Annotated in this window: 15 protein-coding genes and 2 pseudogenes; 4 read left to right on the forward strand and 13 right to left on the reverse strand. The window is 69.4% G+C overall.

Annotated elements, in window-relative coordinates:
- Positions 1-80: 80 nt before the first annotated feature.
- Both OG373_RS03615 and OG373_RS03620 read right to left on the reverse strand, forming a co-directional pair.
- Positions 81-809, reverse strand: a pseudogene (locus OG373_RS03615) (helicase associated domain-containing protein); the annotation flags it as partial.
- 274 nt (positions 810-1,083) lie between these two features.
- Positions 1,084-1,245: a hypothetical protein gene (locus OG373_RS03620; RefSeq protein WP_328786972.1), complete on the reverse strand. Its 162-nt coding sequence runs from the start codon at positions 1,243-1,245 to the stop codon at positions 1,084-1,086.
- 238 nt (positions 1,246-1,483) lie between these two features.
- Between OG373_RS03620 and OG373_RS03625 the strand changes: the two genes are divergently transcribed.
- Positions 1,484-1,714, forward strand: coding sequence for a hypothetical protein (locus OG373_RS03625; protein WP_405435792.1), 231 nt, complete (start codon positions 1,484-1,486; stop codon positions 1,712-1,714).
- Between the two features lie 120 nt (positions 1,715-1,834).
- Entirely contained in the window at positions 1,835-3,175 is a 1,341-nt protein-coding gene (locus tag OG373_RS03630; protein ID WP_328786974.1) for a M4 family metallopeptidase, read from the forward strand.
- On the opposite strand, the gene OG373_RS03635 is transcribed toward OG373_RS03630, so the two are convergent.
- From OG373_RS03635 to OG373_RS03660, 6 genes and pseudogenes are all read right to left on the reverse strand, one after another.
- The gene (locus OG373_RS03635) at positions 3,150-4,211 is read right to left on the reverse strand and encodes a helicase HerA domain-containing protein (protein ID WP_405435793.1); all 1,062 of its coding nucleotides are present in this window, start codon (positions 4,209-4,211) and stop codon (positions 3,150-3,152) included. The genes OG373_RS03630 and OG373_RS03635 overlap by 26 nt on opposite strands.
- Before the next feature lie 95 nt (positions 4,212-4,306).
- A pseudogene (locus tag OG373_RS03640) lies at positions 4,307-4,816 on the reverse strand (PAS domain S-box protein); the annotation flags it as partial.
- A 159-nt stretch (positions 4,817-4,975) separates the two neighbouring features.
- Complete coding sequence (locus OG373_RS03645) at positions 4,976-5,929, reverse strand: aldo/keto reductase (protein WP_405443922.1); 954 nt, start codon at positions 5,927-5,929, stop codon at positions 4,976-4,978.
- 157 nt (positions 5,930-6,086) lie between these two features.
- Positions 6,087-7,418, reverse strand: coding sequence for an ABC transporter substrate-binding protein (locus OG373_RS03650; RefSeq protein ID WP_405435794.1), 1,332 nt, complete (start codon positions 7,416-7,418; stop codon positions 6,087-6,089).
- 68 nt (positions 7,419-7,486) lie between these two features.
- Entirely contained in the window at positions 7,487-8,491 is a 1,005-nt protein-coding gene (locus OG373_RS03655; RefSeq protein WP_405435796.1) for a carbohydrate ABC transporter permease, read from the reverse strand.
- Positions 8,492-8,495: 4 nt separating this feature from the next.
- Positions 8,496-9,416, reverse strand: coding sequence for a carbohydrate ABC transporter permease (locus tag OG373_RS03660; RefSeq protein WP_405435798.1), 921 nt, complete (start codon positions 9,414-9,416; stop codon positions 8,496-8,498).
- A 497-nt stretch (positions 9,417-9,913) separates the two neighbouring features.
- Here OG373_RS03660 and OG373_RS03665 point away from each other — a divergent pair, with 497 nt between their 5' ends.
- Complete coding sequence (locus tag OG373_RS03665) at positions 9,914-11,368, forward strand: RICIN domain-containing protein (RefSeq protein ID WP_405435800.1); 1,455 nt, start codon at positions 9,914-9,916, stop codon at positions 11,366-11,368.
- Positions 11,369-11,465: 97 nt separating this feature from the next.
- Here the strand turns inward: OG373_RS03665 and OG373_RS03670 are convergent, their stop codons facing one another.
- The 4 genes from OG373_RS03670 to OG373_RS03685 form a co-directional block, all read right to left on the reverse strand.
- A complete protein-coding gene (locus tag OG373_RS03670; RefSeq protein WP_405435801.1) occupies positions 11,466-13,217 on the reverse strand; it encodes a glycoside hydrolase family 35 protein in 1,752 nt (583 codons plus the stop codon).
- A 108-nt stretch (positions 13,218-13,325) separates the two neighbouring features.
- The gene (locus tag OG373_RS03675) at positions 13,326-13,772 is read right to left on the reverse strand and encodes an ATP-binding protein (RefSeq protein WP_405435803.1); all 447 of its coding nucleotides are present in this window, start codon (positions 13,770-13,772) and stop codon (positions 13,326-13,328) included.
- A 69-nt stretch (positions 13,773-13,841) separates the two neighbouring features.
- Positions 13,842-14,171, reverse strand: coding sequence for a putative quinol monooxygenase (locus OG373_RS03680; protein ID WP_052874706.1), 330 nt, complete (start codon positions 14,169-14,171; stop codon positions 13,842-13,844).
- A gap of 61 nt (positions 14,172-14,232) precedes the next feature.
- The gene (locus tag OG373_RS03685) at positions 14,233-15,282 is read right to left on the reverse strand and encodes a zinc-binding alcohol dehydrogenase family protein (protein ID WP_405435805.1); all 1,050 of its coding nucleotides are present in this window, start codon (positions 15,280-15,282) and stop codon (positions 14,233-14,235) included.
- 245 nt (positions 15,283-15,527) lie between these two features.
- Between OG373_RS03685 and OG373_RS03690 the strand changes: the two genes are divergently transcribed.
- Entirely contained in the window at positions 15,528-15,893 is a 366-nt protein-coding gene (locus OG373_RS03690; RefSeq protein WP_405435807.1) for a winged helix-turn-helix transcriptional regulator, read from the forward strand.
- A gap of 20 nt (positions 15,894-15,913) precedes the next feature.
- Here OG373_RS03690 and OG373_RS03695 read toward each other — a convergent pair whose 3' ends face one another.
- Positions 15,914-16,720: a DeoR/GlpR family DNA-binding transcription regulator gene (locus OG373_RS03695; RefSeq protein ID WP_405435808.1), complete on the reverse strand. Its 807-nt coding sequence runs from the start codon at positions 16,718-16,720 to the stop codon at positions 15,914-15,916.
- Between the last annotated feature and the right edge of the window lie 31 nt (positions 16,721-16,751).

Here is a 16,751-nt window from a genome sequence, read left to right on the forward strand (position 1 = left end):
ACCCCGCCGTGCACCAGGGAAGGGGAAGGCCCCAGGCATGACGCCCGGGGCCTCGGATTCAGGACCGGCCCAGGGAGCGGTCATGCCCAGTCGAGGCCCAGCTCCCGCAGGGCGTCCAGTTGCTCCTGGGTGAGTTTGTCGCGTCGGGTCTTGGTGTTGGAGATCCATACGCCCAGCTTCACGACGACCGGCTCCGCTTCGCCGTCGACAGTGATCTCCTCCCCGTGGGCCCTGGGGACCGGTCGGTGGGCGCCTTCCCGTTCCACCCACTGGGTGAGGGCTTCCAGGCCCCGCTGGAAAGCCTGTTGTGCCTTGCTCGGGCCCTTCGCCCCGCGGCTGGCCGCAGGGGCCGGAGGCGGCGCCTGGGCTGGTTGCACGCCGAGCGCGGTTAGCCGTGCCTGCTGCTCGGGCAGCAGCCGCGCCCAGATGGCCGGCTGCTTCTGCTGTTGGAGCCAATTGCCGACGTCGTCGCCGTCCATGAGTACGCCGGGTGCGATGTCGGGCAGCTGGCCGTCGGCGTCGATCAGGTCCGCCAGCACGCGGTAGTGGCGCTGCCAGTCGAGCGGCCACGGGCAGTCCCAGTCCTCGTCGATCGCGGTGAGCTGCGCCGCGCGTTCCGCGACCCGGTCCGGGTCCTTGCCCAGGCCGTTCTTCGCGCCCTTCCTGCGGAGGTTGGCCATGTGCTGCCCGATGGGCACCATCTCGTCGCCTTCGCCCCATACCGCGCCCTGTCGGGGTGCGAGGTGCCCGGTGACACGATGGTAGGAGCGGAGCGCGGCGAGCTTGGCCTCCCATGCCTCTTCTGCAGGAGGACGCGAACCGCGGTCCCTCGATCGCGATCCGTAGACCGATGGCGCGATCCCTGCTGTCCGGGTCGGCGGCAATCTGAAGATTCACGAGTCGGACCTGCCGCCGCTGGCCATGCCGGTCATCCCTTCCCGCCCCGACAAGCAGGTACAGGAACAGGTCAAAGACGACCGCAATGCATTGGTTGCGAATCTCGTCGCGAGCTGGCCGGAACTCCCCATGGAGCGCAGGGTCGAGCTCGGCCGTCTCTTGGCGACCCCCTGACCTGCGATGAGGTCAGCGCAGGCCGTCTGAGTCGTCGTGCTCTTCGCCGACCGGGAGTGGCCGACGATCACCCCCCGGGTCCTCGCTGTAGATGACTGTGGAGACCGCGCCGTCGTAGGCATCGCCGAGGCCGTTGCCGCTTGTGCCGAGCATGTTCTCCCAGTCGAATCCCATGCCTACGAGCCTAGCTGCACCGCTCGAGAGTCTCGGCGATGTGGGGGTTGCCCTCGTCAACCCCCGGGCGAAGGATCACGTCGAACTTCTCCTCGGCAGCGTTCCACCACAGGCACGCGTAGGCCCAGGGGCTCGATCGCGATCTCGACGACCGGCGCGGTGAAGCCGTGCCCGAAGGGCTTGAGCCCCTCGGTTCGGCGCACCAGCTCGAACAACGGCTGCAGGTGACCGCCATCGGGTGGCAGCGGAGCCGGGCAAGACCACGCTGCTGGAGGCGATCGCGGGGCGGTGCGCGGGCGATGTGATGGGGTTCGTCCCGCAGCAGCCCCTCGGCCTGGGCCCGGACCACCAACTCCTCGATCAGCTGGTCATCCACAGCCTTCACCCACTGCGGCTGGGCCACCTCGACGGTTTCCAGTTCAGGCATGTTGTTACTGGTCACCGGCACATCTTCCATGATCAGGAGTAACACCGTTCGTTTCACGGCCCCCGACTTGCGATGGTTTCGCCCCGCGAGTTTCACCGGAAAAGCAACCCCATCTCACTCCTGGCCTTCCTACTCGCCGTGAGAACCACATGGAAAGCACTCATGTCGACAGCGGCCGTGGCCGCCACCTTGGGTACGACCGGGGTGGCCCAGGCAGGCACACCGAACACCGGTCTCGGGCACGGCTATCACAACGGTGAAGTCAAGATCAGCACGAGCCGGGACACCAACGGTGACCACGTGTTGGTGGATCCCGAGCGCGGCGGTCTCCAGGTGCGCAATCTGGCCAACGACTACTACCAGGGCTGGGACCGGGGCAGGCCGTCCTCGGACGCCGACAACGTCTGGGGCAACGGAAGCAAGGACGACCGGCGGACCACGGACGTGGACGCCTACGTCGCCGCCACGCAGACCTGGGACTACTTCCTGAAACAGCACGGGAGGCGCGGCATTCACGACGACGGGGTGGGGCCCCGGTTGTTCACCGACGTGGGCCCGCCCGACGGTGAATTCTTCGCCCAGTACGACCCGGAGTGCGGTTGTATGGTCCTGGGCCCGGCGGTAGGTGGCAACGCCGCATGGAACACCACCGACGTGGTGGCACACGAGATGACCCACGGGATCACCGGCATGACCGCGGGCCTGAATCTGAACGGCGAGTCCGGTGGCCTGAACGAGTCCACAAGCGACATCTTCGGCACCCTGGTGGAGTTCTCGGCGAACAACGGCAAGGACCGGCCGGACTACACCATCGGTGAGGGCGTGAGCGGCAAACCCCTGCGGTACATGGACGATCCCACCAAGGACGGAGCGTCCAAGGGTTGCTGGTCACCGGGTGTCGGAGAGGGAGAGGAACCCAATCACCACATCGCCGGGATCAGCAACAAGTTCTTCTACCAGTTGGCCGTGGGCAGCGGGAAGTCCCAGTGGGGGGACAGCCCGACCTGCGGCGGAGCGCCAGCGGTCAAGGGCATCGGCAACGACAAAGCCGGGAAGATCTGGTATCGCGCGCTGACCCGCTACCTGATGCCCAACTCCAACTTCTCCGGTGCCCGCGCCGCGACCCTGCGAGCCGCGGCCGATTTGTACGGCAAGAACAGCACGGAAGCCAAGTCCGTGACCGCGGCATGGCTCGCAGCCGGGGTTGACGGCAGCGACCCGGTGCCTCCGGCACCGCTGGCCCCGTCGTTGAAGTGGGTCAACTTCCAGAACAGCGTGGTCGGTGCGGAGATCCTGGTGCGGCTGGTGGCACCCGACCCGCAGCGTCAGCGCGTCACTTTCACCGCCACCGGACTGCCCCCGGGGCTGACTCTGAACGCGGCCACCGGTGTGGTCACCGGCAGGCCCACCCGGCAGGGCAGCTCCGAGGTCACGTTCACCGCGGCCGACTGCGACGGCAACACCTCGAAGCGTCAGATCAGCTGGGAGGTCGCGCCCGGGTGAGTTGCGGGGATTCGTCGGCCCGGTGGCCGTGAGCGCCGATGGCGCGGGCGGTGGCGGACTGGGCGACCAGGAGGACGCGGAGGCGGACCTGGCGGCCCATGAAGAGGATCTCGGCGAGCGCCTCGACGGCCGGGGACGTCTTCGGGTCGCCGGACTCGCGGATCTTCGCCCAGTACCGCTTGAGCTGCGCCATGGTGGCGTTGACCTCTTCGAGGAGAAACACGATCCTCGGACCCACTCGCCGCGGTTCGCGTTCGAGGACGTCGTCGGCCAGCTGCTCGGCGAGGGCGAGTCGGCGCCGGCCTTCCTGGGCGAGGCGGACCAGGGCGTCGTGGATCTCGGCGATGTCGCGGCAGTAGGTGACGCCGGGCACGCCGCGGGCCCAGGTGTGGGAGATCCGCTTGAAGTCGAGCACGTAGGCGTGCGCGCCGTTGTGGATGAACTGGCAGGTGATGCAGCGCAGGATGGTGGACTTGCCGCCGCCGGTGCCTGCGGAGATCAGGACGTGCGGGGAATCGGCGTCCAGGTCGACGGAGATCTTCCTCTTGCCCGCTCCCAGGCCGATCAGCGGGGCGGACTCCGGCATCTTCGCGAGGATCTCGCGTACGCCGGGGTCGGACAGGGTCAGCTTCTTGGGCGGGGCCTTGCGCTTCCTGACGATGACGTGCGTGTCCTTGCCCGCGCGGCGCCAGGTGAAGGAGACGTTCTCCAGGGCGAGCTTCTTGACGATGAGGTCGGCGACCAGGTCCTCGTTGAACCGCAGGTGTCCGGGGGTGTCGATGCGGATCTCCGCGTCGTCGTCGGAGAACTTCCTGGGGACGTGGAGGTAGCGGCGCGGGTCGGTGAGCTCCGACATGCCCAGCGGCACGGCGAGCGCCTCGTGTAGCGGGGTCACCCACTCCCGCATGAACGCCCGGCGCTTGCGGGTCAGCAGCCCGTACGCCAGGCCGCCGACGGCGAGGGCGGAGGCCGCGGCGATGCCGCTGGTCTCCGCGGCCGCGATGGCGGGGTCGGGGTTCTCCCAGACGTCGCGCACGGTGGCGACGGTGGAGTCCTGGTTTTCCCACAGCCCCCAGTAGCCGCCCCCGCCGATCGTGGCCAGGCCACTGACGCGGAAGGTCAGGCGCTGCCACCCGGCCGGGCCGGGAAGTAGCGGCTCGCAGTCGGCATCCCCGGGACGTCCGGCGGTGAGCCCATGAGGCTGCGCTGAAGGGTGAGGGCGACGTGGCGCTGCTGCTCGTAGAGCCGGGCGAGCATCTCCTCGGCGGCTTTGCGCTCCGTGACGTCGCGGATGGCTGCGGAGACGAGCATCCCGTCGGGGGTTTCCAGGGGACTCAGGCTGATCTCCACGGGAAACTCGCGCCCGTCCCGGCACCGCCCGTACAGCTCCAGCCCCGCCCCCATCGGGCGCACCTGCCGGCTGGCCGCGTAGCCCAGCCGGTGGCTGGGATGCTGACCGCGGAACCGCTCGGGAACCAGCACCTCGATGGGCCGCCCCAGGAGTTCCTTCCGCGGGTACCCGAACAGGGCCTCGGTCTGGGCATTGACCAGGCGGATCACCCCGGCGTCGTCCACGATCACCATCGCGTCCGGTGCCGCTTCCAACAGGGCCCTGCAGGGCTCTTCGGTCGTCGCTGCCATGCTGCGCCTCGCACTCGCCGGATCCCTCAGAAGGGGACATCGGACCATGGGGCTGAAAACCGCACCTCCGGTTGACCGAAACTCATCCACAATTGACCGGCTGCGAACGGGCCCACCGCACGCCGCCGGGGACCGCCCGCGGATCCCCGGCGTCTTCTTTCAGCGGCTCAGCGCGTCGATCTCCGCCAGGTCGTCCTCGGACAGCGGTCCCCCGTGCAGTGCGTCGAGGTTCTGATCCAGTTGGTTCACGCTGCTCGCGCCGATGATCACGGACACCACTCGCGGGTCGCGCAGCACCCACGAGATCGCCAGTTGCGCCAGGCTCTGTCCGCGTCGCTCCGCCAGTTCGCCCAGGCCCCGCAGTTGCTCCAGCTTGGCGCCGGTCAGCGCCTCCTCCTTGAGGAAGTGCCCGACCGACATCCGCGAACCGGCGGGCACCTCGCCGGCGAGGTAGCGACTCGTCAGAAGGCCCTGCGCGAGCGGCGAGTAGGCGATCAGGCCGGTTCGGGTGTCGCCCACCGCGTCCAGCAGTCCGCCCTCGGGCGTGCGGTCGAGGATCGAGTAGCGGGCCTGGTTCAGCAGTACCGGTACGCCGAGCTCGCGCAGGATCGCCACCGCCTCGCGATGCCGCTCGGCCGGGTAGTTGGAGATGCCGGCGTACAGCGCCTTACCTGAGCGCACCGCCGTGTGCAGCGCCCCCATGGTCTCCTCGAGCGGTGTCTCGGGGTCGTAGCGGTGCGAATAGAACACGTCCACGTACTCCAGGCCCATCCGCTGCAACGACTGGTCCAGGCTCGCCAGCAGGTACTTGCGGCCGCCGCCGTCCCCGTACGGACCGGGCCACATGTCGTAGCCCGCCTTGGAGGCGATGAACAGCTCGTCCCGGTACGGACGGAAGTCCTGCGCGAAGAGACGGCCGAAGTTGCGCTCCGCGCTCCCGTACGGCGGGCCGTAGTTGTTCGCCAGGTCGAAGTGCGTGACGCCCCGGTCGAACGCCCGGCGCAGCACCGCCCGCTGCACCTCCAACGGCCGGCCGTCACCGAAGTTGTGCCACAGGCCCAGCGAGACGACGGGCAGTCGGACACCGCTGTGTCCGGCCCGGCGGTAGGTCATGGATGCGTAGCGGTCCCGCGTGGCATGGTAGTTCACGTCCCAATCCTGCCCGATTCCGATCAGAATCGGAACCTAATCAACACATCTCAACATCACGGTCCACGGCATGAACGGCCGGCGAGGGCGCGACCTCGGCTCACGCCCTCGCCGATGCCGGCTATGGGGCGACGGTGAACCCTTGGTCCGTGCCGTACTTGGCACTGGTGGCCCGCCAGGCCTCCAGGCCCTGGGTCAGCGTCGTCGAGGAGACGTACGCCTTGCCGACGGTGTCGCTGAAGACCGAGTTCGCGTAGACCTGGTACGGCAGGTACGACCAGCCCGCGGCGACGTCACGGGCTGCCTCGGCCAGGATCCGGTTGGCCTGCTGACCCCCGAAGTAGGGGAACGGGGTGTCCAGGAAGGCCTGCGATTCCAGGTCCGCCCGCGTGGCGGGGAAGGCGCCCTCGGACACACGGGCCGTGGCGCCGGCCCCCGTGGTCGCGTACTCGATGAAGGCGTAGGCCAGCGCCTTGTTCTTCGACGCCTTCGGCACGGCGAGGGAGCTACCCCCGTTCTCCGCGCCCGCCTTGGCGCCCTTGGTCCACTGCGGGAGGGGAGCCACGCGCCAGTCCCCCGATGCGGCGGGGGCACCCGTGACGAAGTTGGCCGACATCCAGGCACCTATGGACAGGGTGGCGATGCTGCCGTCCGACAGTCCCTTGTACCACTCGTCGCTCCAGGAGGTGACCGGCGCGAGCAGTCGCTCGTCGATCAGCTTCTGCCAGGTACCCGCGTACTGCGCCGTGCCCGCGTCCCCGAAGTCGAGGCCGATCTCGGTGCCCTCCACCTTGTACGGACGTCCGCCCGCCTGCCAGATCAGGCTGGTCGTGGCGCCGGCGTCCCCGGTGTCGTTCGTGATGTAGAGCTTCGGGTCCGCCTTGTGCAGGGCGCGCGCCGCTTCCACGTACTCGTCCCAGGTGGTGGGGACGGCGATGCCGTGCCGGTCGAACACCTTCTTGTTGTAGAACAGCGCCATGGGTCCGGAGTCCATGGGGAGGGCGTAGATGCCCTTGCCGTACTTCACCCCGCTCCAGGGACCGGTGGTGAAGGCCTGGTCGTGGCCGGAGGCGCCGTAGGGGGAGAGCTCCTCCAGGGATTTGCCGATGGCGAACTGACCGACCGCGTAGTACTCGACCTGGGCCACATCCGGGGCTCCCGAGCCGGCGGCGATGGCGTTCTGGAGCGCGGTGTACTGCTTGTTGTTCGTGCCCGCGTTGACGAGCTCGATGTCCACCTTCGGGTACTTCTTCTCGAAGTCGGCGGCCACCTTCTTGAGCGTGGGCTCCCACGCCCACACCGTCACCTTGCCTCCGGCTTCGAGTGCTGCCGCCACGTCCTTCGCGGCGCTGTCGGCCCCCGGGTCCGGCGATCCGCAGGCGGTGGCGCCGAGGGTCAGGGCGCACGTCACGGCGACGGCGGCGACGATCCGGCGGCGGCTGTTCGTTCTCATCGGTGGTGCTCCTGATTCGGTGTGCGGATGAAGTGGGACGGGAGGGGCCGAGCGCGCAGCCGGACGCGTCACTCCTTGACGCTGCCGGCGGCCAGGCCCGACTGCCAGTAGCGCTGGAGCAGGAGGAAGACGACGACGATCGGCGCGATGGTGAGCAGGGAGCCGGTGATGATGAGGTCGAAGACGGGCTCGCCGCCCGCGGTCCTGGCCTGGGCGCTCCACGCGTTGAGACCGAGGGTGAGCGGATACCAGTCCGGATCCTTGATCATGATCAGCGGCAGGAAGTAGTTGTTCCAGGTCGCGACCATGGAGAAGAGCAGCACCGTCACGGTTCCCGGCATCAGCAGCGGCAGGGCGATCCGGAAGAAGATGCGCAGCTCGCCGGCACCGTCGATGCGGGCGGCCTCGAGCAGTTCGGAAGGTACCGCTTGCGCGGTGAACACCCACATCAGGTAGAGCCCGAAGGGCGAGACCAGGGAGGGGATGATCACTGCCCACGGCGTGTTGGCCAGGCCCATGCCGCTGAACATCAGGAACGTGGGGACGGCGAGGGCCGTGCCGGGGACGGCCACGGCCCCGATGACGACGGCGAACACGGCTCGGCGGCCCGGGAACTCGTACACGGCCAGCGCGTATCCGCCGAGGACGGCGAGCAGCGTCGCACCGCCCGCGCCGGCGGCGACGTAGAGCAGTGTGTTCAGCGTCCAGCGGACGAAGGCGCCGTCGTCATAGGTCAGCGTGCGGGAGATGTTGTCCCAGAGCTGGAAGTCCTCGCCGAGCCACAGGCCGAAGGAGTCGAGGAGGTCCTCCTGGTCCTTGGTCGCGTTGATGACCAGCCACACGAGGGGCAGGAGGGTGTATACGAGGACCAGGCCGGTCACCAGGGTCAGCGGGATGCTGGGCCTGGGATCGAGCGGGGTGTGGGCCCGTCGGCGGCGACGCTTCGGCGCCGCTCTGGGCGGTGCGGCAGCCGGGGGCCTCTGTGATCCGGTGGCGCCGCTCGCGTCCGCGCCGGAGGAGTCGGCGGTGCGCTCCCTCGTGTCCGAGGAGACACCGGTGGGGTCCGTGATCATGTGCTCAGCCCTTCCGCATGCCGCGGAGCTGGACCGCGTAGGCGATGACCGCGGTGAAGACGCCCATCACGATGGCGATGGTCGCCGCGTAGTTGTGCTGCTGCCCGGAGAAGGCCAGCGAGTACGTGTAGAGGTTCGGGGTGTAGTCGGTCGTGATCGCGTTGGGAGCGAGGCTCTGCATGATGTTCGGCTCGTTGAACAGCTGGAAGCTCCCGATGATCGAGAAGATCGTCGCGATGACCACCGCGCTGCGGATGGCCGGCAGTTTGATCGCGGTGACGATGCGCCACTCCCCGGCGCCGTCGATGGCCGCCGCCTCGTAGAGGGAGCGCGGAACCACTTTGAGCGCGGCATAGAAGATCAAGGTGTTGTAGCCGACGAACTCCCAGGTCACGACGTTGCCGATGGAAGCGAGGACCAACGGGGGCGAGAGCGGGTCCGGGAGCGCCAGGCCGAAGGCGTCGTTCAGGTTGCCCACCAGGCCGAACCGGGTGCCGTAGATGAACCCCCACATCAGGCTGGCCACCACTGCCGGTACGGCGTAGGGAAGGAAGACGGCCACCCTGAAGAATGCCTTGCCGTACAGCCGGCCGCTGTCGATGGCGAGCGCGACGAGCAACGCGATCCCCAGCATGACCGGCACCTGGACGAGCAGGAACAGCCCCACCCGGGCCGATCCTTCCCAGAAGCGCGCATCGGTCAGTGCTTGGAGATAGTTGTCCGCGCCGACGAAGGAGGTACCGCCGATCAACCGGTCGCGCATCAGGCTGAGATAGAACGCGTACCCGATGGGAGCCAGGAAGACGAGGGCGAACACCGCTGCGAAGGGTCCGGCGAACCCCCAGCCGACGAGGGCGTTCCGACGTGCGCGTGAACGGGAACGGGATGGGGGGACTGCCTTTGCCGGTGCCGGCAGGAGCGACATGGTGGGTCCTTGCGTCAGTGACCTACAGGTCCGCGACGGAGGAAGGGATGACTGGCCTCCGGGCCGGAATCGGCCTCCATGGGGCAGGACCTGATGAGAAATGTTTACGTAACCATCGGTCCGGCGATCGTGGCACTCCCGGTGGGGAGCGTCAAGCATTCTGCGCCCGCTGGCCGAAAAAGGAGTCGCCGGACGGCCATGCCGCCCGCCGGGGCGCCCTTCACGTACACCCGGCCGCAGACCTTCTGGCCAATCCTCAACGAGCAAAGCGGAGTTGGGTGGCGAGGCGGCACCCGGCCGGTTGTGACGATTCGCGTCCGATTGCTTGACAGTCCCCGACGCGGTCCCCAGACTCGCAGCCAACCACTGGGTGTTTACGTAAACATTACAGAGGTGGAACACCGATTTAACCGGGACCGGCTTCTCCGCCGGGTCCGGAGCCATGGGCCCGTCCGCCCACGGACACCTCCTTGCCCGCCAGCCATCGCGAGGTACTCATGCGACGTCATCCCCCCTGCAACGCAGCCCTGTTCGCCGTTCTGGTTGCCCTCTTCGCGAGCCTCCTCGGCGGTCTCGGCACCGCCGCGGCCTCCCCCTCCCCCGTCACCGTCATCAACGCGACGCAGTTCACCGATCCCGCCGGCCGGCCCGTCCATGCCCATGGCGGAGGGGTCATCAAGGTGGACGAGTACTACTACTGGTTCGGAGAGGACCGGAACCCCGACAACAGCTTCCGGTACGTCTCCGCCTACCGCTCCACCGACCTGAAGACGTGGGAGTTCCGCGGCCACGTCCTGTCCCAGGCGACCGACCCGGAGCTGGCCACCGCCAACATCGAGCGCCCCAAGGTGATGTACAACCGCGCCACCGGACAGTTCGTCATGTGGATGCACAAGGAGGGCAGCGCCACCGACTACAGCGAAGCCCGTGCCGCGGTGGCCGTCTCCTCCACGGTCGACGGCGACTACTCCTGGCGCGGTAGTTTCCGGCCGCTGGGGCACATGTCTCGGGACATCACCACCTTCGTGGACACCGACGGCACCGGCTACATGATCTCCGCCGCCAACGAGAACGCAGACCTGCACGTCTACCGGCTCACCGCGGACTACACCGGCGTCGAGACCCGGGTGCAGAAGCTGTGGGCCGGCCAGTCGCGCGAGGCTCCGGCCCTGTTCAAGCGCGACGGCGTCTACTTCCTCGTGACGTCCGGCGCCACCGGCTGGTCCCCCAACCAGCAGAAGTACGGCACGGCCGACAGCATCACCGGCACCTGGAGCTCGCTGCGGGACCTGGGCGACGGCAGGACCTACGGTTCCCAGACGGCCTTCGTACTGCCCGTCGAGGGGACGTCCGGTGTCACCAGCCACCTGTACATGGGCGACCGCTGGGGCAACTCGATGGGCGGCACGGTCAACGACTCGCAGTACATCTGGCTCCCGTTGAAGTTCCCGACCAGGACCACCCTGTCCATGGACTACTACCCGCAGATCATCATCTCCACGGAGAACGGGACCGTGCGGGGCACCGGGGACTGGAACACCCTCACCGCCGCGCACAGCGGCAAGTGCGCCGACGCCGCCGACTGGTCGGTGGCCGAGGGCGCCGCGCTGATCCAGTGGACCTGCACGGCGGGAAGCGTCAACCAGCAGGTGTGGTTCCAGGGCGTGGGGGACGGCTCGGTACGGATCATGCTCCGCCACAGCGGGAAGTGCCTCGCGGTCCGGGACGCGTCCCCCGATGACGGCGCCGCGGTCGTCCAGACCACCTGCGGCGACGGGCCCGGACAGAAGTGGAGGACGGCCCAGGCGGGCCCGACCGGTATGCGCCTCGTCGCCCAGCACAGCGGCAAGTGCGTCGATGTCGCGAACCAGTCATGGGCCGACGGCACCCGGCTCGTCCAGTGGACGTGCAACGGCGGCGACAACCAGAAGTGGCGGCGCTCGGCCGTCTGACCCGCCCCGCCCCGCCCCTTCGCCCCGGCACCTGTGCACCGGTGGGGCCGTGTGAACCCACGACGTGGGACACGGCCCCGCACGGCCGCCGGGGCGCTCAGTCCTCGACGGGGCCGAGGTCGGGCGTGTCCCGGAAGGCCACCTTCCGGTCAGGGCCGGGTGCGTGGAGTTCGAGTACCACGACTTCGTTCGCGCCCCTGCGCAGCACCGGGCCGGGGACGTACAGCGAGTGCTGGGGGCCCCGGGACCAGTAGCGGCCGAGGGCGAAGCCGTTGACCCAGACGCTGCCCTTCCGCCAGCCGTCGAGATGGAGGAAGGTGTCGGCCGGCCGGTCCGCGTCGAAGGTGCCCCGGTAGAAGGCCGGCCCGGTCGGTGCGGCCGGCCCGGTCGCGAACGGCAGGTCCTCGAGGGCCGTGAGCGGCAGCGGTCGGCTGGTCCATCCGTCGAGCGGGGAGCCGCCCAGCGAAACACGGCCGAGCAGTCCCTTGCGGTCGTGGATGCCCCGGCCGTAGTTCACCCGCCCCTGGTTCTCGACGAGAACGCTCAGGACGGCGCCCGGCCGCGGGACCGCGAAAGTGAGGGCGTGCTCGTGGCTCTCCCGCTCCAGCACCCCCACCGGCTGGCCGTCGACGAAGACCTGGGCGCGGTCGCGTACCTGCTCCATGTGGAGCAGGGCGGGCCCGGCATCCGGCAGGTCCGCCTCGTACAGCACGAAGCCGTAGCCCTGTCCGAGTTCCTCCATGGTCAGCGGACGGCGCGAGGCGACGGCGTCCCCGAGGGCAGGCGCGGCGTCCAGCAGACCGATGCTCTCGGTCAGTTCCACCGCCTCCAGGCTGAACTTCGCAGCACGTGGGGGCGGTACCTCTGCCGGGACCGGGGCGTACTTGGCGATGACCTTGCGGAAGGCGGCGAACTTCTCGGTCGGGTCGCCGGCCTCGTCGAGGGGGGCGTCGTAGTCGTAGGAGGTCACGGTCGGCCGGTAGGTGTGCTTGTCGTTGGCGCCGTTCATGAATCCGAAGTTCGTGCCGCCGTGGAACATGTAGAAGTTCACGGAGGCCCCGGTCGCGAGCAGCTCGTCGAGCTCCTGGGACGCCTGCTCCGCGCCGCGGACGACGTGGTGTGCGCCCCACCGGTCGAACCAGCCGATCCAGAACTCCGTGCAGAGCAGCGGCCCGGACGGCCGGGCGGTGCGCAGGGTCGCGAGGTGCGCCGCCGACCGGCTGCCGAAGTTCGCGGTGGCGAGCACGCCCGGCAATGCCCCTCGTTCGACGTCGGCCGGCTGGTCGCAGGTGAAGAGCGGCACGTCGACGCCGTGGCGGTGCAGGGAGTCGGCGAGGTGCTCCAGGTAGCCGGTGTCGTCTCCGTACGCGCCGTACTCGTTCTCCACCTGCACGGCCAGCACCGGCCCGCCCCGGGTGGCGAGGCGGTCGTGCAGCGGGGGCAGGAGCCGGCCGAAGTAGTCGTCGACCGCGGCGAGGAACCGCGGGGCGCGGCTGCGCAGGCGCATGGACGGGTCGGCCAGGAGCCACGAGGGCAGGCCGCCGCCCTCCCATTCGGCACAGATGTAGGGGCCGGGCCGCAGGAGTACGTGCAGCCCCTCGGCGGCGGCGAGATCGAGGAACCGGGGCAGGTCGAGCCCGCCGTCCATGCGGAACTCGTCGGGCCGCGGCTGGTGGAGGTTCCACGGCACGTACGTCTCCACCGTGTTGAGCCCCATGAGACGGGCCTTGTGCAGCCGGTCGGCCCAGAGGTCGGGATGGACGCGGAAGTAGTGCAGTCCGCCCGAGAGGATGCGGAAGGGATCTCCGTCGAGCCGGAATCCGTCGTCTTCGATCTGGAGAAGGGGCATGCGCGTGCTCCTCAACTGAGCAGGGATGCGCGGGTCGCGCGCGGGACTGTCGCCGCCCTGAATGTTTGCGTAAACATTGACGCGATGGCAAGTCCTTGCTGCGGACGGTCAGGTGGGCAGCTCCGCCCAGACCAGCTGGCCGGCGGCCGTCGGGCGGACTCCCCAGGCGCTGCTCAGCGTGTCCACCAGCAGCAGGCCGCGGCCCGTGCAGCTCTCGACGCGGACCGAGTGGGTGCGGGAGCGGGGGTCGAAACCCGGGCCGGAGTCCTCGACTTCCAGCCGCACCACCCGTTGGCCGGTGTCGGGACATCGCAGGGCAAGGGTGATCCGGGCCGGGGTGCCGCCGTGGCGCACGGCGTTGGTGGCCAGTTCGGTCGCGACCAGGAGGAGGTCGTCGCTCGGCCCGTGCAGGTGCCATCCGGCGAGCCGGGCCGTGATCCAGGTCCGCAACAGGCGTGGGGCCTTGAGGTCCGCGGGAAGCTCGTAGCGGTGGGCGCACGGGCTGACCTTGCGGGAGCTCGGAGCGGCTATGGTGAGGCGGGCGATGCGAGGCATGGGATCTCCTCGGCTTGCTGGTGTCGGGGGAGCCCGCCTGTGCCGGGCGGACAGGCGGGCAGGCGGACGTCAGGCCGGGTCGGCCGTGGCGGCGACGGGCACCTCGCGCAGCGGAATCAGCCTGATCGGCTCCGCCAGGAGCTCTTCGAAGCGGGCTGCGAAGGCCTGGAAGTGGGGCGTGGCCATGTGGAAGTCAAGGGCTTCCTGGTCGGCCCAGGTCTCGCGTACGTAGAAGGTGCCGGGCTCCTCCAGCAGTTCGAACGGCGTGTAGTCGAAGCACCCGTCCTCGGCGCGGGACGGTTCGACCAGTGCGGCCAGGGCGTCCTGCAACGCTCGGCGCCGCGTCGGCTTCGCGCGCACGCGGGCAAGGGCGACGAGCGGGTGGGAAAGGGGGGACATGGCCTTCTCCTCGGGTCGGACGGCGCCGGGGCGGCGCGCTGGGTGAGTTCTGGTCACCGGCTCAGAAGCCGGTGAGGGTGATCTTGCCGATGGCGCTGCCGGATTCCAGGACCCGGTGGGCTTCGCGCAGATGGGCCGCGTTAACCGTGCCGAGGTCGGTGGTGGCGGTCGTCGCGAGGGCGCCGCGGTCGACGAGCCCGGCGACGCGGGTGAGGATGTCGTGCTGCCGAGCCCTGTCCGGGGTGCGGTACAGCGACCGGGTGAACATCAGCTCCCAGTGGAAGGAGATGCTCTTGGACTTCAGCAGCCCGATCTCCACGGGCCCGAAGTCGTCGATGGCAACGATCCCGCCGAAGGGCACCAGCATCTCCGCGTAGGCGGCGAGGTTGCGGTCCGTGCCGGCCGTGCTGAAGACGTGGTCCAGGCCGCCGGGTGCGACCTCGGCCACCTGCTGCGGCAGCGGACGGTGGTGGTCGACGACGTGCGTGACGCCCATCCGGCGTGCGAACTCGGCGCTCTCCGGCCGCGAGGCGGTGCCGATCACCGTCAGGTCGGTGAGGGCCCGCGCCAGTTGCGCCACCATGGCCCCGACGCCGCCGGCGGCCGCTGTCACCAGCAGCGTGCCGCTCTCCCGTCCGGCCTCTCCCTCGCGCAGGCCGAGCCGTTCGAAGAGGCCCTCCCAGGCGGTGAGGGAGGTCAGCGGCAGAGCTGCGGCGTCGGTGAAGGAAAGCGTGGCCGGCTTGGGCCCGACGATGCTCTCGTCGACGACGTGGTACTGGGCGTTGGTGCCGGGGCGGTCGATCGCGCCGGCGTAGTAGACCTCGTCGCCGACCGCGAACAGCTCGACCAGGTCGCCGACCGCGACGACGGTGCCGGCCGCGTCCCAGCCGAGCACCTTGGGGCGGCCGCCCGGGTCGTTGTTGCGGCGCACCTTGTAGTCGACCGGGTTGACCGCGACGGCCTCGACGCGGACGAGGAGGTCGTGCGGGCCGGGCCGCGGCACGGGCAGTTCGACGTCCACCAGGCTCTCGTCGTCCTCGACCGGCAGGCTCGCGCGGTAGGCGACCGCCCGCATCGTCTCGTCCGGCATCTCGTTCGGCATCTCGTTCATCCCGCTTCCTCTTACGGTGGTCTTCTTCTCCGAGTCGGCCGCCGGCGTCAGGACGCTGTCCTGAGGCGACGTCGGTCGGGGGTTCCGACTCCGTCGATCCGGGCTCCTGACCCGGGCCGGGGAGGGAGCCGGTGACCCGTTCCGGACGGTACCCCCGGGGACGTAGTAACCTGCAAGGGAGGCTACTTCCCATTGGGAAGTATCGAGGTGGACGACGCACCGGACAGGGAGTTAAAGCCATGGTCATGGGCTGCACGTCGGAGCGGCACGACCAGCACGACGTCTACGCGGCGCAGTGCCCGTGCCGCGAGGTGCTCGACCTGCTGGCCAACAAGTGGTCCGCGCTGGCCATCGGCGCTATGGAGGACGGACCGCAGCGCTTCGGCGTCCTGCTCCGCCGCCTCCAGGGTGTCAGTCCGAAGGTTCTGACCAACACGCTGCGCCGCTTGGAGGAGAAGGGGTTCGTCGACCGGACCGTGTACCCGGCAGTGCCGCCGCACGTGGAGTATGCGCTCACGGAGCTCGGCCACAGCGTGGCGGAGCCCTTGGGGCAGCTGCGGAACTGGGTCGAGAACCACCTGGACGAGATCCAGGCCCTCGATCCTGCATGAGACCTTGTCGGCGCCGGCCTTCAGGGCTGGGTGGTGCCCAGGAGCAGTTCTCCCACCGAATCCCTCAGGACGGAGCACGCCTCGGGGTCGAGGCCGTCGTCGGAGACGAAGTAGTCGATCTCCGAGAGGGTGATGAACCGGCTGAGACCGACGACGCCCCATTTGGTGTGGTCCGCGACCACGGCCACCTGAGTGGCGCAGTCGATCAGTGCCCGGTTGGTCTGGGCCTCGGCGAGGTTCGGAGTCGTCGCGCCGGCGCGTTCGGAGACGCCGTGGGCGCCGATGATGAGCAGGTCCACCTGGAGGGAGCGGATCGCCTGGTCGGCGAGGGGGCCGACGAGCGAGGCCGATTTGGTGGGAGTGCCGCCGGTCAGGAGCAGCGTGGGGCCCGTGGGGCCGGGCTCGGCCCCGGTGGGCCGCAGCAGTTGGGCGACCGGCAGGGAGTTGGTCACCACCGTCAGACCCGCGACCTCCCGGAGCCGGGTCGCTACCGCATACGACGTCGTTCCGCCGGAGATGGCGACGACGCTGCCCGGTTTCACGAGGGCGGAGGCGGCCTCGGCCACCGCCGACTTGGCCCGCGACTCCAGACCGGCCTTCGTCTCGAACGGTGGTTCGTCTCCTGTGGTGACGGAGGCGCTGATCGCGCCCCCGTGCACCTTCGACAGGGAACCGGTGCGGGCGAGCACGTCGAGGTCCCGACGAATGGTCATGTCGGAGACGCCCAGCTGTTCCACGAGATCGGCCACCCGCACGGCGCCCTCGCGGCGCACGATGTCGAGGATAAGAGCCCGCCGCTGCGGTGCAAGGCGTGCTGACTCGGTCACGATCTCGTCCCCCGTTCCTCTGCGCGCCGTC

Source organism: Streptomyces avidinii (assembly GCF_045161815.1).
In the GTDB taxonomy this organism is placed as follows: domain Bacteria; phylum Actinomycetota; class Actinomycetes; order Streptomycetales; family Streptomycetaceae; genus Streptomyces; species Streptomyces avidinii.

Bases quoted from the DNA above. Each gene is read 5' to 3' on its own strand.
- OG373_RS03645 (WP_405443922.1), bottom strand. From the start codon at position 5,929: ATGACCTACCGCCGGGCCGGACACAGCGGTGTCCGACTGCCCGTCGTC.
- OG373_RS03685 (WP_405435805.1), bottom strand. From the start codon at position 15,282: ATGAACGAGATGCCGAACGAGATGCCGGACGAGACGATGCGGGCGGTC.
- OG373_RS03675 (WP_405435803.1), bottom strand. From the start codon at position 13,772: ATGCCTCGCATCGCCCGCCTCACCATAGCCGCTCCGAGCTCCCGCAAG.
- OG373_RS03655 (WP_405435796.1), bottom strand. From the start codon at position 8,491: ATGATCACGGACCCCACCGGTGTCTCCTCGGACACGAGGGAGCGCACC.
- OG373_RS03660 (WP_405435798.1), bottom strand. From the start codon at position 9,416: ATGTCGCTCCTGCCGGCACCGGCAAAGGCAGTCCCCCCATCCCGTTCC.
- OG373_RS03650 (WP_405435794.1), bottom strand. From the start codon at position 7,418: ATGAGAACGAACAGCCGCCGCCGGATCGTCGCCGCCGTCGCCGTGACG.
- OG373_RS03670 (WP_405435801.1), bottom strand. From the start codon at position 13,217: ATGCCCCTTCTCCAGATCGAAGACGACGGATTCCGGCTCGACGGAGAT.
- OG373_RS03630 (WP_328786974.1), top strand. From the start codon at position 1,835: ATGTCGACAGCGGCCGTGGCCGCCACCTTGGGTACGACCGGGGTGGCC.
- OG373_RS03665 (WP_405435800.1), top strand. From the start codon at position 9,914: ATGCGACGTCATCCCCCCTGCAACGCAGCCCTGTTCGCCGTTCTGGTT.
- OG373_RS03620 (WP_328786972.1), bottom strand. From the start codon at position 1,245: ATGGGATTCGACTGGGAGAACATGCTCGGCACAAGCGGCAACGGCCTC.
- OG373_RS03690 (WP_405435807.1), top strand. From the start codon at position 15,528: ATGGGCTGCACGTCGGAGCGGCACGACCAGCACGACGTCTACGCGGCG.
- OG373_RS03680 (WP_052874706.1), bottom strand. From the start codon at position 14,171: ATGTCCCCCCTTTCCCACCCGCTCGTCGCCCTTGCCCGCGTGCGCGCG.